Annotated in this window: 12 protein-coding genes; 5 read left to right on the top strand and 7 right to left on the bottom strand. The window is 63.6% G+C overall.

The window, feature by feature from the left end; genetic code table 11:
• Window positions 1–61: 61 nt before the first annotated feature.
• From NLY37_RS26275 to NLY37_RS26265, 3 genes are all read right to left on the bottom strand, one after another.
• The gene (locus NLY37_RS26275; protein WP_023743215.1) at window positions 62–673 is read right to left on the bottom strand and encodes a DedA family protein; all 612 of its coding nucleotides are present in this window, start codon (window positions 671–673) and stop codon (window positions 62–64) included.
• A 55-nt stretch (window positions 674–728) separates the two neighbouring features.
• A complete protein-coding gene (locus NLY37_RS26270) occupies window positions 729–914 on the bottom strand; it encodes a hypothetical protein (RefSeq protein ID WP_156933986.1) in 186 nt (61 codons plus the stop codon).
• Between the two features lie 157 nt (window positions 915–1,071).
• A complete protein-coding gene (locus tag NLY37_RS26265; protein WP_023743214.1) occupies window positions 1,072–1,836 on the bottom strand; it encodes a DeoR/GlpR family DNA-binding transcription regulator in 765 nt (254 codons plus the stop codon).
• Window positions 1,837–2,256: 420 nt separating this feature from the next.
• Between NLY37_RS26265 and NLY37_RS26260 the strand changes: the two genes are divergently transcribed.
• Window positions 2,257–3,141, top strand: a complete 885-nt coding sequence (locus NLY37_RS26260) for a phosphotransferase family protein (protein ID WP_031246582.1) — start codon at window positions 2,257–2,259, stop codon at window positions 3,139–3,141.
• Window positions 3,138–5,591, top strand: coding sequence for a GcvT family protein (locus NLY37_RS26255; protein ID WP_023743212.1), 2,454 nt, complete (start codon window positions 3,138–3,140; stop codon window positions 5,589–5,591). Before NLY37_RS26260 ends, NLY37_RS26255 begins: the two co-directional genes overlap by 4 nt.
• A gap of 12 nt (window positions 5,592–5,603) precedes the next feature.
• Here NLY37_RS26255 and NLY37_RS26250 read toward each other — a convergent pair whose 3' ends face one another.
• The gene (locus NLY37_RS26250) at window positions 5,604–6,236 is read right to left on the bottom strand and encodes a class I SAM-dependent DNA methyltransferase (RefSeq protein WP_023692639.1); all 633 of its coding nucleotides are present in this window, start codon (window positions 6,234–6,236) and stop codon (window positions 5,604–5,606) included.
• A 106-nt stretch (window positions 6,237–6,342) separates the two neighbouring features.
• Here NLY37_RS26250 and NLY37_RS26245 point away from each other — a divergent pair, with 106 nt between their 5' ends.
• The gene (locus NLY37_RS26245) at window positions 6,343–7,245 is read left to right on the top strand and encodes a phosphotransferase family protein (protein ID WP_023715584.1); all 903 of its coding nucleotides are present in this window, start codon (window positions 6,343–6,345) and stop codon (window positions 7,243–7,245) included.
• A 1-nt stretch (window position 7,246) separates the two neighbouring features.
• On the opposite strand, the gene NLY37_RS26240 is transcribed toward NLY37_RS26245, so the two are convergent.
• Complete coding sequence (locus NLY37_RS26240) at window positions 7,247–8,170, bottom strand: DMT family transporter (RefSeq protein WP_023743209.1); 924 nt, start codon at window positions 8,168–8,170, stop codon at window positions 7,247–7,249.
• A 72-nt stretch (window positions 8,171–8,242) separates the two neighbouring features.
• Complete coding sequence (locus tag NLY37_RS26235) at window positions 8,243–9,523, bottom strand: amidohydrolase family protein (protein WP_023698914.1); 1,281 nt, start codon at window positions 9,521–9,523, stop codon at window positions 8,243–8,245.
• A gap of 175 nt (window positions 9,524–9,698) precedes the next feature.
• Between NLY37_RS26235 and NLY37_RS26230 the strand changes: the two genes are divergently transcribed.
• Both NLY37_RS26230 and NLY37_RS26225 read left to right on the top strand, forming a co-directional pair.
• Entirely contained in the window at window positions 9,699–11,456 is a 1,758-nt protein-coding gene (locus NLY37_RS26230; RefSeq protein WP_023698913.1) for an ABC transporter ATP-binding protein, read from the top strand.
• Window positions 11,457–11,510: 54 nt separating this feature from the next.
• A complete protein-coding gene (locus NLY37_RS26225; protein WP_156033682.1) occupies window positions 11,511–11,981 on the top strand; it encodes a hypothetical protein in 471 nt (156 codons plus the stop codon).
• A gap of 10 nt (window positions 11,982–11,991) precedes the next feature.
• On the opposite strand, the gene ilvD is transcribed toward NLY37_RS26225, so the two are convergent.
• Window positions 11,992–13,836: a dihydroxy-acid dehydratase gene (gene ilvD / locus NLY37_RS26220; protein ID WP_031246581.1), complete on the bottom strand. Its 1,845-nt coding sequence runs from the start codon at window positions 13,834–13,836 to the stop codon at window positions 11,992–11,994.
• Window positions 13,837–13,883 lie beyond the last annotated feature (47 nt).

Here is a 13,883-nt window from a genome sequence, read left to right as displayed (position 1 = left end):
GCGCCGGGGAAGGAAAGCCGAAGGCGGAGCTTATACCCATACGGCTTGAGGCGCCTCCTGGTCAGCCGAACCCGAGGCGCCGCCGGCAGGCAGGACCGTAGCGAAGCGCGAGCATGAACGCCGTCTCCAGCGCCAGGACGATGACGATGATGCGAAAGCCGATGGCATAGGAATCCCGGCCGCTGCCGCGCATAAGGTAGCCGGTGACGAGGAAGCCGGTGTTCCATAGCGTGGCGCCGAGCAGCGTCGCCGCCGCGAAGGGCAAGAGTGGAAGACGGAGCGCGCCGGCCGCGATCGGCAGATAGTTGCGAACCGTCGGGATGAACTGCGCCAGCAAGGAGACCCGGACATGATGGCGGCGGTAGGCCTGACCAAGCTTGCTGTAGGTCGCATAGCGCAAGCAGACATATTTGCCGAAACGCTCGACCAGCCTGTCGGCACGATCCAATCCAATCCTACGGCCCACACTATACCAGACAAGGCAGCCTGTGATGGCGGACAGCGTCGTCACCATAAGCAGGATCGCCAGCGCCAGGAGATCGGAGGCTGCCGTCATGCCGAGGAACAGCAGCAGCACATGCGAGGGCGGCAGCGGCAGGATCTTTTCAGTGAAGGCGAGACAGCCGACACCAAGCAGGCCGAAGCCCAGGATCGCCGACAGTGGATCAGTCATGCGAAGCGCCAGTCATAGGTTTTGAGGTTCTTGATCCTGGACACCTTATACACCGTCATACACCGTCGCCGGCGGAAAGTTGCGGAATGTCCGGCCAAGCCGGGTCCGCTTCCAGGTCGGAGCGCGCAAGCGTCCAGGAAAGACAAGGCATCGTTTGCAGCATGGTGGCCTCATTGCTGATGCGGGCGATTCGCCCGGCCCGCATTTCGACGAGGCGCTGTTTGCGGCTGCCAAGTTGCATGGACATTGCGAAGAGCGGGATGATTGAAAAACAATTTTTCACCAGAACGACATCTTATGCGGCCGGCGACGCGGCGCGCATGATGCACAACATCGCCTTCGTGGTATCGGGTGGCGGCATGGGCCGGGATCGCGGCGCGCCAGTCGCTGGTGTTTGGCTAGGCCGCAGCGATGCTGAGGCGCGCTCCAGCCTCGGCAAGTGCCGAGGCAATGTCGCGCGGCGGCGGCTGGTCGGTGGCGAGTTCGGAAAAACCGTCGAAGCCGCAGACCTGGACCAGACCCTGGCAACCGAACTTGGTGTGGTCGGTGATGACCAGCGAGCGCTGGCCGCGCGACAGCACCATGCGGGCGAACTCCGCCTCTTCCAGATCGTAGTCGGCAAGGCCTGCGGCGGCATCGACGGCGCCGATCGAAATCACCGCGTGGCTGACCGAGAAGCGGCTGACGAAATCGATCGCCGAGGCGCCGAAGGCGGCCCCGGAATCGCTGCGCAATTCGCCCCCGGCCATATAGACCTTGTTGCCGTTGACGGTGGCCAGCGTGCGGGCGATATCGGACGAGTTGGTGACGACCGTCAGCCGCCGGTGGCCGAGCAGTTCGCGGGCCAGGAACGAGGTCGTGGTGCCGGTGTCCAGCATGACCGATTCACCGTCGCGAATGGTGGCAGCGACCATGCGGGCGATCAGCCGCTTGGCCTCGGCATTGTCGCGCATGCGCCGCTCGAAGGGCGCTTCGCCGGCCATCGACGGCAGGCCGATGGCGCCATGCATCTTGAGCACCGAGCCATTGCCGGTCAGTGGCTTGACATCCCGGCGCACCGTTTCAAGCGAAACCCCCAGCCGGTCGGCGAGGCTGGCAATGGTGACGGTGCCCTCTTCCTTGAGGAGGCGGAGGATTTCGCCATGCCGTTTCGAATGGATCATCTGGCTTCCTCAATTTGCGGCCTGCCCGGTTTTAGGGCAATGCCGCCGTTTTTAAAGGAATTGCTCGTGGTTTCGGGCAAAACACCCAAAAAAAGTCGCAACATTTCATTGACAGTTAGGCAGCACTGGCGTGACATTGACGGCGTGACAGCTTCGGAACTGCCACGGGAGGGTGATGGCAGAGCCGCAATTCACGGACCGGACCGTCTGGCCAGACCGTCTGGGTTTGAACTGGCACAAAAGTTTCTCAAATCCGCGGGGGCGGAGACCGGGTATCAAAACCTGGCCAGAGGGGCTCGTCGGTGCGGCGCGGGATAGGAGTTCCTGCGTCCCGCACCGACGAGATTTTTTGCGTTTCCCAACGCTCGTTGCGCGGCCCATGGCGCCTGGGAAAGCTCCGCAAAAGTCAGGGATGGTCCCGTGACTGCTGAAGACCGCATCCGGGCCTTGCCCTGCTGGAACGGCAACATCGACATTGCGCCGCTGCCGGGCGGCCTCAGCAACGCCAATTATCTGGTCAAGGACGCAGCCGGGCGGCATGTCGTGCGCTTCGGCCAGGACTATCCATTTCACCACGTCTTTCGCGACCGCGAGGTGATGACGGCCCGGGCGGCGCACGCCGCAGGCTTCGCGCCGGCGGTCCGCCATTCCGAACCCGGCATCATGGTCACGGAATTCCTCGGCGCGAAAACCTATGTCGCCGAGGATGTGCGCGCCAATATCGGCCGCGTCGCAGCGCTTATGCGCGGGTTCCATCGCGAGATGCCCAATCACATCTCCGGCGCCGGCTTCATGTTCTGGGTCTTCCATGTCATCCGCGACTATGCGCGAACGCTGAGCGAAGGCGGCAGCCGCAAGCGCGACGAACTGCCCAGGCTGCTGGCTCTGGCCGACGAGTTGGAGCGGGCGCAGAAGCTGCTGCCGATCGTATTCGGCCACAACGATCTTCTGCCGGCAAATATCCTCGACGATGGCGACAGGTTGTGGCTCATCGATTTCGAATATGCCGGTTTCAACACCGCGATGTTCGATCTTGCCGGCGTTGCCTCCAACGCCGAGATGAGCGACGCGGAGTCCTTCACTTTCCTCACGGCGTATTTCATGCGCGAGCCGGATGAGGCGATCCGCCGCTCGCACGCGGCCATGCAATGCGCCTCGCTGCTGCGCGAGGCGATGTGGAGCATGGTTTCCGAACTTTACCTCGACGCGCCCGGCATCGACTACGTCGCCTACACCGCGGAGAACCTGACGCGGCTCGACGCGGCGCTGGACAATTACCGCACGAAGTACGGGACACAGTCATGACATTGCCTACACGTGCCGGCATCGTCGTCATCGGCGGCGGCATTATCGGCTGTTCGACGGCCTATCACCTGGCGCGCGACCACAAGGCCGATGTCGTGCTGCTGGAACAGGGGAAGCTGACCTCGGGTTCGACCTGGCACGCGGCCGGGCTGGTCGGCCAGCTGCGCTCGTCCGCCTCGATCACCCGCGTGCTCAAATATTCGGTCGAGCTCTACAAGGGGCTGGAAGCCGAAACCGGGCTCGCTACCGGCTGGAAGATGACCGGGTGCCTCAGGCTTGCGACCAATGCCGACCGCTGGACCGAATATAAACGTCTGGCGACGACGGCCAGGAGCTTCGGCATGGACATGCAGTTGCTGTCGCCGGGGGAGGTCAAAAAGATGTGGCCGCTGCTGGAGACCGGCGACCTCGTCGGCGCCTCCTGGCTGCCGACCGATGGGCAGGCCAGCCCCTCCGACATCACGCAGTCGCTGGCCAAGGGCGCGCGCATGCATGGCGCCAAGCTGTTCGAGGACGTCCGCGTTACCGGCTTTGACATGACGGACGGGCACATCACCGCGGTGAAGACCAACAAGGGCGACATTGCTTGCGACAAGGTGGTGAACTGCGCCGGGCAATGGTCACGCCAGGTCGGCGCGATGGCCGGCATTTGCGTGCCGCTGCAACCGGTCAAGCACCAGTACATCATCACCGAGAAGATCGACGGGCTGGCGACCGACGCGCCGACAATCCGCGATCCCGACCGCCGCACCTATTTCAAGGAAGAGGTCGGCGGGCTGGTGATGGGCGGCTATGAGCCGAACCCGCAGGCCTGGGCGACCGGCCTGCCCGGCGGCGATGTCCCCGATGACTGGGAGTTCCGCCTGTTCGACGACGACTACGATCATTTCGAACAGCATATGAGCCAGGCGATCGCGCGCGTGCCGGCGCTGGAGACGGTCGGCGTCAAGCAGATGATCAACGGGCCGGAGAGTTTTACGCCGGACGGCAATTTCATCCTCGGTGTCGCGCCCGAATGCGCCAACATGTTCGTCGGCGCTGGCTTCAACGCCTTCGGCATCGCTTCGGGCGGCGGCGCCGGCTGGGTGCTGGCGCAATGGGTTGTCGATGGTGAAGCGCCGCTCGACCTTTGGGTGGTCGACATCAGGCGCTTTTCCAATTTGCACCGCGACCGGCAATGGGTCAGCGATCGCACGCTGGAAGCCTATGGCAAGCATTACACGATCGGCTTTCCGCATGAGGAGTACGTCTCGGGCCGGCCGCGCATCGTCTCGCCGCTCTACGAGCGGCTGAAAGCGCACCGCGCGGTGTTCGGCTCCAAGCTCGGCTGGGAGCGGCCGAACTGGTTCGCGCCGCAGGGCGCCACATCCGAAGACATTTATTCCATGGGCCGGCAGAACTGGTTTGGCCAGGTCGGCGAGGAGCACCGGCATGTGCGCGAGAAAGTCGGCATCTTCGACCAGTCCTCCTTCGCCAAATACGAAATGACAGGTGCGGATGCAGCCAAGGCGCTGGACTGGATCTGCGCCAACGATGTCGCCAAGCCGGTGGGACGGCTGACGTACACGCAGTTGCTCAACACGCGCGGCGGCATCGAGGCCGACCTGACTGTGGGCAGGCTCGCCGAGGAGAAATTCTACATCGTGACCGGCACCGGCTTCCGCACGCATGATCTCTCCTGGATCGGCGACCATGTCGGTAAGGGCCTCGACGTGACGTTGAAAGATGTCACCGAGGATTTCGGCACGCTGTCGCTGATGGGGCCGCGCGCCCGCGATGTGCTTTCGGCCGTCACCGACGCGGATGTCTCGAATGCCGCCTTCCCGTTCGGCCATGTCAGCGAGATCGCCATTGCCGGTCATACGGTTCGGGCGCTGCGCGTCACCTATGTCGGCGAGCTCGGCTGGGAATTGCATGTGCCGATCGCCGCCACCGGCGAAATCTTCGACGCATTGATGGCCGCCGGCAAGCCGCACGGCATCCGGCCGATAGGCTATCGGGCGCTGGAATCACTTCGGCTGGAGAAAGGCTACCGCGCCTGGGGCTCCGACATCACCCCCAACGACACGCCTCAGGAGGCCGGCCTCGGCTGGGCGGTGAAGCTGAGGAAGAACACCGATTTCGTCGGCCGGCGGGCGCTCGAAAAGATCAGCGGCGCCGACCTGAAGAAACGCTTTGCCGGCTTCACGGTCGACGATCCCGATATCGTGCTGGTCGGGCGCGAGACGATTTTGCGCAATGGCGAACCGGTCGGCTATCTCACCAGCGGCGGCTATGGCTACACGCTGGCCAAGAACATCGGTTACGGTTATGTCCGCAATGCCGATGGCGTCGGCGACGATTTCCTCGGCTCGGGCGACTATGAGCTGGTGGTCGCCATGGAGCGGACGCCGGCCAAGATCCATCTCGAACCGATGTACGATGCTTCGATGAGCAGGATCAAGGCGTAGACGAAACCTGGATTAGCTCACACGGAGCACAAGGCCGCGGCTGGGCACGGTGTCAGCCTCGCCCGGCATCGAAACATAAGGCGCAGTCTCCTCGGCACGAACGACCCTGACCTCAGCCTCGAGCGCAGCGATGCGATCGGCAAAGCCGGCGTTCCACAGCGTGTTCTTGATGGTCAGCACGATGACGCCACCGGGACGGCAGACGCGGATCAGTTCGTCCAGCCCCTCGGCGCCGACATGGCCGGAGGTGAAAACGCCGGCCGAGACGATGCCTGCATAGGCATTGTCGGCAAAGGGCAGTGGCCCGCCGAGCGCCAGGCAATGCAGCGCCGAATAGACGCCCTTTGCCGCGGCTTTAGACAGCATGCCTTGCGAAATATCGAGCGCTTCGACCTGGGGATAGCCGGTGATGGCCAGCCACTCGCCGATCAGCCCGGTGCCGGCGCCGGCGTCGAGAAGCGGTGCGGCGCCGCGCGGCAGATGGCGGGCCAGCAGGGCCAGGCAGATCGTCGGATGGCGGTAGCCGGCGGCCGACATATCGGCATCGTAGGTTTCCGACCAACTGTCATAGATCGCGGCGACGTCCTCGGGCCGTTGCGCCGCATAGGCGGCGCCAAGCCCGCCATGATCCTTGTTGCCCGCCATGGCTGTTTCTCCGCCAGCTCGCTGCTCACCCTCGATCGGATGATAGCCAAACGGCGAAAACTGTGGAACCGTTGTCGCAAGAAATACACGGCCAAGGGCAACAGGCATGGGGACGGACGAGGCACGCGCAACACTTGCGGCAATTCCGGCATTGGCGGGCTATGACGGACCGCTTGAGCGGCTGGGCGGGATGACCAATCTCGTCTTTCGGGCCGGCGATATCTGCCTGCGTATCCCCGGCAAAGGCACCGAGGAGTATATCAACCGCGCCAATGAAGCGGTGGCGGCGCGTGAGGCGGCCAAAGCGGGCGTCAGCCCCGAAGTGCTGCATGTCGACCCCGCGACAGGCGTGCTGGCGAGCCGCTTCGTTGCCGGCGCCGTGACGATGTCGCCGGAAAAGTTCAAGCTGCGCGCCGGCAGCCCGGCCCGCGCCGGCGAAGCCTTCCGCAAGCTGCACACGTCCGGTGCGGTATTTCCGTTCCGCTTCGAGCTGTTTGCGATGATCGACGACTATCTCAAGGTCTTATCGACCAAGGAAGTCGCCTTGCCGCCGGGCTACCACGACGTGGTGCGCGAATCCGACACCGTGCGTGCGTCCCTTGCCGCGCATAGACTGCCGATTGCCGCCTGCCATTGCGATCCACTGTGCGAGAATTTTCTCGATACGGGCGAGCGGATGTGGATCGTCGACTGGGAATATTCGGGGATGAACGACCCGCTCTGGGACCTCGGCGACCTCTCGGTCGAAGGCCGGTTCGACACCGCGCAGGAGGAAGAGATGATGCGCGCCTATTTCGGCGGCGAGGCAAAACCGGCCGAGCGCGGCCGCGTCGTCACCTACAAGGCGATGTGCGACCTGTTGTGGACGCTCTGGGGCCTTATCCAGCTTGCCAACAACAACCCGGTCGAGGATTTCCGCGCCTATGCCGACGGCCGCTTCGCCCGTTGCAAGGCGCTGATGGAAACGCCTGAGTTTTCACGGCATCTGGCGGCGGTGCGCCAAGGTTAGGTCAATTCACGCCTTTCGGCACGTTCTCCGGCGGCACGACTATTTCGACCACCTTCTGGCGGTGGAAGATGAACAGGCCGGCGAGCACGACGATGGCCGCGCCGATCAGGATGCGCGGTCCCGGCACGTCGCCGAAGAAGGCCAGGCCGAAGATCACCGCCCATAGAAGCAGGCTGTAGTGCAGCGGCGCCAGCGTCGAGGCAGGGGCCAGTTTCAGCGCCCTGGTAATCATCAGATGCGCGCTGCAGGAGACGATGCCGAGCAGGAGCATGGCGCCGAAATCGAGTGCCGAGGGCGTCTGCCAGGCGCCGATGGTCATCACGCCGCCGACCAGCAGCGTGCCGATAGTCTGCCAGGTGACCAGCGTTGTGTCGCTGGTGCCGCGCAGGCGGCGGCTGAGGATGATGGCGAAGGCGAAGGCAATGCTGCCGACCAGTGCGAACAGCGAGGACTGCGAGAACGCCGCCGAAGACGGCTTCAAGATGATCAGCACGCCGCAGAAGCCGACCAGGATGGCGGCCCAGCGGCGCCAGCCGACCTTTTCACCGAGCAGGAAATGCGACAGCGCCGCCACATAGATCGGCCCGGCCATGTAGAAGCTCATCACATCGGCCAGCGGCAGATAGACGACGGCCGCGTAAAACAAGGCTGTATCCACCGTGGTCGCCAGCACGCGCAGAATCTGGAGGACCGGCCGCTCCATCTGGAACAGTCTGCCGGCGCCCTGGTTGGCGATCATCGGGCCGAGCACGATGAAGGCCCCGATCGATCGGATCAGCACCACCTGCCCCACCGAGAAGCTGGCGACCAGCCATTTGCCCATCGCGTCGTTCAGCGCGAACATGAAGTCGCCGGCCAGCATCAAAAGGATGCCGGCCAAAAGCACGTTCCTGATGGTAAAGGTGCGGACGAGCGACTGGGCCATGCGGCTCCCTAGCTGCAAGCGGCCGCTTTGACGAGGCAAATCGGTAAGACCAGCGGCGGAAATCGGCTGTTTCTACGCAGTTTTGTGCCGCCGGTTCACCTGTCCGGGACGGCCGGCGATCGACAGCCGTGTCTCCTGCTTCGTGCGCTCGGCCACCACCTTGCCCCTGGCGACGACGCACAGCCGTTCGGCACGTAACCTCAAGGCCTCGATCGGGTTGCCGGCATCGAGGATAACGAAGCTGGCGCGCTTGCCCACGGCAAGGCCGAGATGATCGAGGCCCATGATGGCGGCGTTGACATTGGTGACCATGTCGAAGCAGCGCGCCATGTCGGCAGGGCTCGACATCTGAGCGACGTGGAGGCCCATGAAGGCGACGTCGAGCATGTCGGCGGTGCCGAGCGAATACCAGGGGTCGAGAACGCAATCCTGGCCCCAGCCGACGCGGATGCCGAGCGCCTGCATCTCCTTCACCCGGGTCATGCCGCGGCGTTTGGGAAACGTGTCATGGCGGCCCTGCAGCATGATGTTGATCAACGGATTGGGGATCGCCGACACACCGGCCTCGGCAATCAGCGGCAGGAGCTTGGAGACGTAATAATTGTCCATCGAGTGCATGGAAGTCAGGTGCGAGCCGGCCACCTTGCCCTGAAGGCCAAGGCGGTGGGTCTCATAGGCAAGCTGCTCGATGTGGCGCGACAGCGGATCGTCGGTCTCGTCGCAATGCAGGTCGACCATCAGCCCGCGCTTCGACGCGATTTCGCACAATTCGGTCACCGAGCGCGTGCCGTCGGCCATGGTGCGTTCGAAATGCGGGATGCCGCCGACGATGTCGACGCCCATGTCGAGCGCGCGGATGGTGTTGTGGCGCGCCGTCGGCGAGCGATAAAACCCGTCCTGCGGGAAGGCGACCAATTGCAGGTCGATATAGGGCGCGACAATCTTCTTGACGTCGAGCAGCGCCTCGACCGCGAGCAACCTGTCATCGCAGACATCGACATGGGTACGGATGGCGAGCAGGCCCATCGAGACCGCCCAGTCGCAATAGGCGAGCGCCCGCTCGCGAACCGCGTCATGCGTCAGGAGCGGCTTCAGCTCGCCCCATAGCGAAATGCCCTCCAGCAGCGTACCCGAAGCGTTGATGCGTGGAATGCCGTAGGACAGCGTGGCATCCATATGGAAATGCGGATCGACGAAGGGCGGCGAGATCAGATTGCCACGGGCGTCGATCGACGTGCCGGCGCTGACATGCAGTTCGGGCTCGATGGCGACGATCGTCTCGCCGATGATGCCGAGGTCGGCGACGGTGCCGTCGGGCAGCGTTCCGCCGCGCACAACAAGGTCGAAATCCATCTGTCGTCATCTCCCCGCAGATCAATCGCCGCAATCGTGGCGCAAAAGACACCGTGCCGCAGCCGATTGTCTCCGCGACAGCGAAAGGTTCCATCCGGCCACAACTCGCTCTATAAGCCGCCTTTCGCCCTGGTGGCGAATCCGAAATTCGTCAGTCAGGCATGGGATCGGCCATTTGTTTCGCTTCTTCCGTTCGACGGAAAACCAGCGCCTTATCGCAAGGCTTTTGCGGGAATCCTTTCACGCGCATAGATTTGGCTACGCTGCGGCCATTCTGTCGATGCTGGTGGTGGCGGCAACGACAGCAGCCAGCGCCTATATGCTGCGCGAAATCACCAATGAATTCGTGGTTTACAAGCGGATTGGGCAGGTCAATCTGATCGCGGCGGCGACCGGAGCGATTTTCATTCTCAAGGGCTTCGCAAACTTCATCCAGGCCTACTTCATGAGCAGGGTCGGCAATGCCATCATCGCCGACCGGCAGCGCAAGATCTATGACAGCATTCTTGCGCAAGGCATCGAATTCTATCATTCGACCTCTTCGTCCGAACTGATTTCGCGCATGACGAACAATGCCCAGGCCGCGCGCAGCGTGCTCGACCAAATCGTCACGTCCTATGTTCGCGACCTGGTGACGCTGGCTGCGCTGGTGGGTGTGATGGTCTGGCAGCAGCCGGCGCTGTCCCTGATCTGTCTGGTGATCGGGCCGATCGCCATTTACGGCGTCAATCGTATCCTGAAGCGCGTCCGAAAAATTGCCTCGCAAGAATTCCGTTCGCTCGGCCAGATCGTGCAGGTGATGCAGGAAACGGCGATCGGCGTGCGCGTCGTCAAATCCTTCGGCCTCGAAGGCGCCATGCGCAAGCGCATGTACAAGGCCGTGTCGGACGTGGAGAGCCGCGCCAACAACATCGCCACGCTGGAGGCCGCCACCAGCCCGGTGATGGAAACACTTGCGGGGCTGGCCATCGCTGGCGCCGTTTTTGTCAGCGGCTTCCTGGTTCTGGGCGGCGGCGGTCAGATGCCGGGCAACATCATGGCGTTCATCGCGGCGCTGCTGTTGGCCTATGAGCCGGCCAAGCGCCTGGCCCGCGTACGCATCTCGCTTGAAACCGGCATTGTCGGCGTGCGCATGATGTTCCAGCTCGCCGACCGGCCGCTGACGCTGGCCGAAAAGCCGGATGCAAAGCCGCTGCGGGCCGGGCCGGGCGAGATCCATTTCGACAATGTCAGCTTCGCCTACCCCGAAAGCGCGCCGGTGTTCGAGGGACTGGACCTGACGCTTGCCGCAGGCAAGATGACGGCGCTGGTCGGACCCTCGGGCAGCGGCAAGTCGACCATCCTCAACCTGATCATGCGCATGTACGACCCGCAGGTCGGCAGGGTGATGTTCGACGGGCAGGACATTTCTTGTGCCACGCTCACCTCGGTCAGGGAAAAGATCGCCTATGTCAGCCAGGACACGTTCCTGTTTGCCGGCACGATCATGCACAACATCAGGCTCGGGCGCGAGGGCGCCACGGACGAGGAAGTAATGGCCGCCGCAAGGGCCGCCAATGCACATGACTTCATCAGCGCCCAGGCGAAAGGGTACGACACGGATGTCGGCGAGAATGGCGCGCTGCTGTCAGGCGGCCAGCGCCAGCGCATCTCGATCGCGCGCGCCATGCTGCGCAATGCCGAAATCCTGCTGCTGGACGAGGCGACCAGCGCGCTCGACGCCGAATCCGAGGCGCTTTTCCGCGACGCGCTGCAGCAGCTGACGGTCGGGCGCACCACCATCGTCATTGCCCACCGCCTGTCGACCGTGCACCAGGCCGACACGATCGTGGTGCTGGAGGCCGGCAAGGTGGTGGAAAGCGGCGCGCATCGCACGCTGCTCAACCAGGGCGGGCTGTATCAGAAGCTTTACGAATATCAGCTGATGCCATAACGGAGTGCGAGTATGCGCGCTGCTCGGTTCATGTCCTTTCTACGATCCGTCTTGTTGGGCACCTTTGCCGCGCAATCTCCTGCCATGGCTCTCGACTACGACAAGGCGCATCACCTCGACGCGGAGAACCTCGCCGAACAAGGAATCGCAAAGACCTACCAAGAAGTTTTGCCCGAGCTTCGGCAATATGTGAAAGACCCAATCGCAATCGAGGAAAGCGTAGACATGTACGCTTCACGATATGCCGTGCGCTCGGCTGGCCAGGAGTTCGTGATATACGCCCCGGATAGTGTGGGCAGCGAAGACAAAAGCTGGGGCACGGCCACTTATGTCTTCTTCAAAATCATCAATGACCAGCTCACCCATTCGGGCGTGCGATACTACGCGCTCAACGGTGGAAACGACCTGTTCGGCATCTTCTTGACACCATCACAGGCGGAAGACGCAAAGCGATCGCTGCCAACCCGCACGGATTGGCCCTATCTTCCCGATCCGAAATCGCCTTGGTACGGCCAGTACCACTAGCCGGGCTGGATCACTCCGGCACGTGCCGCACCGCGCCCTTGTCGGCGCTGGTGGCGAAGGCGGCGTAAGCGCGCAGCGCGGTCGTCACCTTGCGCTTGCGCTTTTCCTCGGGCTTCCAGGCCATGGCGCCCTTCGCCTCCATGGCCGCGCGGCGCGCGTCGAGTTCAGCGTCGCTGACAGCAAGCCGGATCGTGCGGTTGGGGATGTCGATCTCGATCGTATCGCCTTCCTGCACCAGTCCGATCGTGCCGCCTTCCGCTGCTTCGGGCGAGGCATGGCCGATCGACAGGCCTGATGTGCCGCCGGAGAAGCGGCCGTCGGTGACCAGCGCGCAGGCTTTGCCGAGGCCTTTCGACTTCAGATAGCTGGTGGGGTAGAGCATTTCCTGCATGCCGGGGCCGCCACGCGGCCCTTCATAGCGGATGACGACGACATCGCCGGCCTTGATTTCGTTGGACAGGATCGCCTTCACCGAAGCGTCCTGGCTTTCGAACACGCGGGCCGGGCCGGTGAACTTCAGGATCGACTCGTCAACGCCGGCCGTCTTCACGATGCAGCCGTCGAGCGCCAGATTGCCTTTCAGCACGGCAAGGCCGCCGTCTTTCGAGAACGGCGTTTCGGCCGAACGGATGACGCCCTTCTCGCGGTCGAGGTCGAGCTCGTCCCAGCGGCGGTCCTGGCTGAAGGCGACCTGTGTCGGCACGCCACCCGGAGCGGCGAGGAAGAAATCGCGGACGCTTTGGCTGGAGGTGCGGGAAATGTCCCAATGGTCGAGCGCTTCGCCGAGGCTCGCCGTGTGCACCGTGGGCAGGTCGCGGTTGAGCAGCCCGGCATTGTCGAGCTGGCCGAGGATCGCCATGATGCCGCCGGCGCGGTGGACGTCTTCCATATGCACGTCGGACTTGGCCGGTGCGACCTTGCATAGCACCGGAACCCGCCGTGACAGCCGGTCGATGTCTTCCATGGTGAAATCGACTTCGCCCTCGTGGGCGGCGGCCAGGATATGCAGCACCGTATTGGTCGAGCCGCCCATGGCGATGTCGAGCGTCATGGCGTTCTCGAAGGCGCCCTTCGAGGCGATGCTGCGCGGCAGCGCCGTCTCATCATCCTGCTCGTAGTAGCGCTGGGCGAGATCGACGATAAGGTGACCCGCCTCGACGAACAGCCGCTTGCGGTCGGCGTGGGTTGCCAGCGTCGAGCCGTTGCCCGGCAGCGAGAGCCCCAGTGCTTCGGTCAGGCAGTTCATCGAATTGGCGGTGAACATGCCCGAGCACGAGCCGCAGGTCGGGCAAGCCGAGCGCTCGATGACCTTGACGTCCTCGTCGGAGATCTTGTCGTCGGCGGCGGCAACCATGGCGTCGACCAGGTCGAGCGCTTGTGTCTTGCCGGCGAGCACCACCTTGCCGGCTTCCATCGGCCCCCCGGAGACGAAGACGCTTGGGATATTGAGGCGCAAGGAGGCCATCAGCATGCCGGGCGTGATCTTGTCGCAATTGGAGATGCAGACCATGGCATCGGCGCAATGCGCGTTGACCATGTATTCGACCGAGTCCGCGATCAGCTCGCGCGACGGCAGCGAATAGAGCATGCCGTCATGGCCCATGGCGATGCCGTCATCGACGGCGATGGTGTTGAATTCCTTGGCGACACCGCCGGCCTTCTCGATCTCGCGCGCCACCAGCTGGCCAAGGTCTTTCAGATGGACATGACCCGGCACGAACTGGGTGAAGGAATTGACCACCGCGATGATCGGCTTGCCGAAATCCGAATCCTTCATGCCGGTGGCGCGCCACAGGCCGCGGGCGCCGGCCATGTTGCGGCCGTGGGTGGTAGTGCGGGAGCGATAGGCAGGCATGAATTTTCCTTGGCTGGCTGGCTGCGCTCAACGCGGAGCGTGGCGGC

It is taken from the genome of Mesorhizobium sp. C395A, from assembly GCF_030323205.1.
Lineage (GTDB): Bacteria > Pseudomonadota > Alphaproteobacteria > Rhizobiales > Rhizobiaceae > Mesorhizobium.
This window is presented reverse-complemented; position numbering and strand designations above follow the sequence as displayed.

Excerpts from the sequence above, each read along its gene's own strand:
- NLY37_RS26250 (WP_023692639.1), bottom strand. The coding sequence starts at position 6,236 with ATGGCGGGCAACAAGGATCATGGCGGGCTTGGCGCCGCCTATGCGGCG.
- NLY37_RS26245 (WP_023715584.1), top strand. The coding sequence starts at position 6,343 with ATGGGGACGGACGAGGCACGCGCAACACTTGCGGCAATTCCGGCATTG.
- NLY37_RS26255 (WP_023743212.1), top strand. The coding sequence starts at position 3,138 with ATGACATTGCCTACACGTGCCGGCATCGTCGTCATCGGCGGCGGCATT.
- ilvD (WP_031246581.1), bottom strand. The coding sequence starts at position 13,836 with ATGCCTGCCTATCGCTCCCGCACTACCACCCACGGCCGCAACATGGCC.
- NLY37_RS26235 (WP_023698914.1), bottom strand. The coding sequence starts at position 9,523 with ATGGATTTCGACCTTGTTGTGCGCGGCGGAACGCTGCCCGACGGCACC.
- NLY37_RS26265 (WP_023743214.1), bottom strand. The coding sequence starts at position 1,836 with ATGATCCATTCGAAACGGCATGGCGAAATCCTCCGCCTCCTCAAGGAA.
- NLY37_RS26270 (WP_156933986.1), bottom strand. The coding sequence starts at position 914 with ATGCAACTTGGCAGCCGCAAACAGCGCCTCGTCGAAATGCGGGCCGGG.
- NLY37_RS26275 (WP_023743215.1), bottom strand. The coding sequence starts at position 673 with ATGACTGATCCACTGTCGGCGATCCTGGGCTTCGGCCTGCTTGGTGTC.
- NLY37_RS26240 (WP_023743209.1), bottom strand. The coding sequence starts at position 8,170 with ATGGCCCAGTCGCTCGTCCGCACCTTTACCATCAGGAACGTGCTTTTG.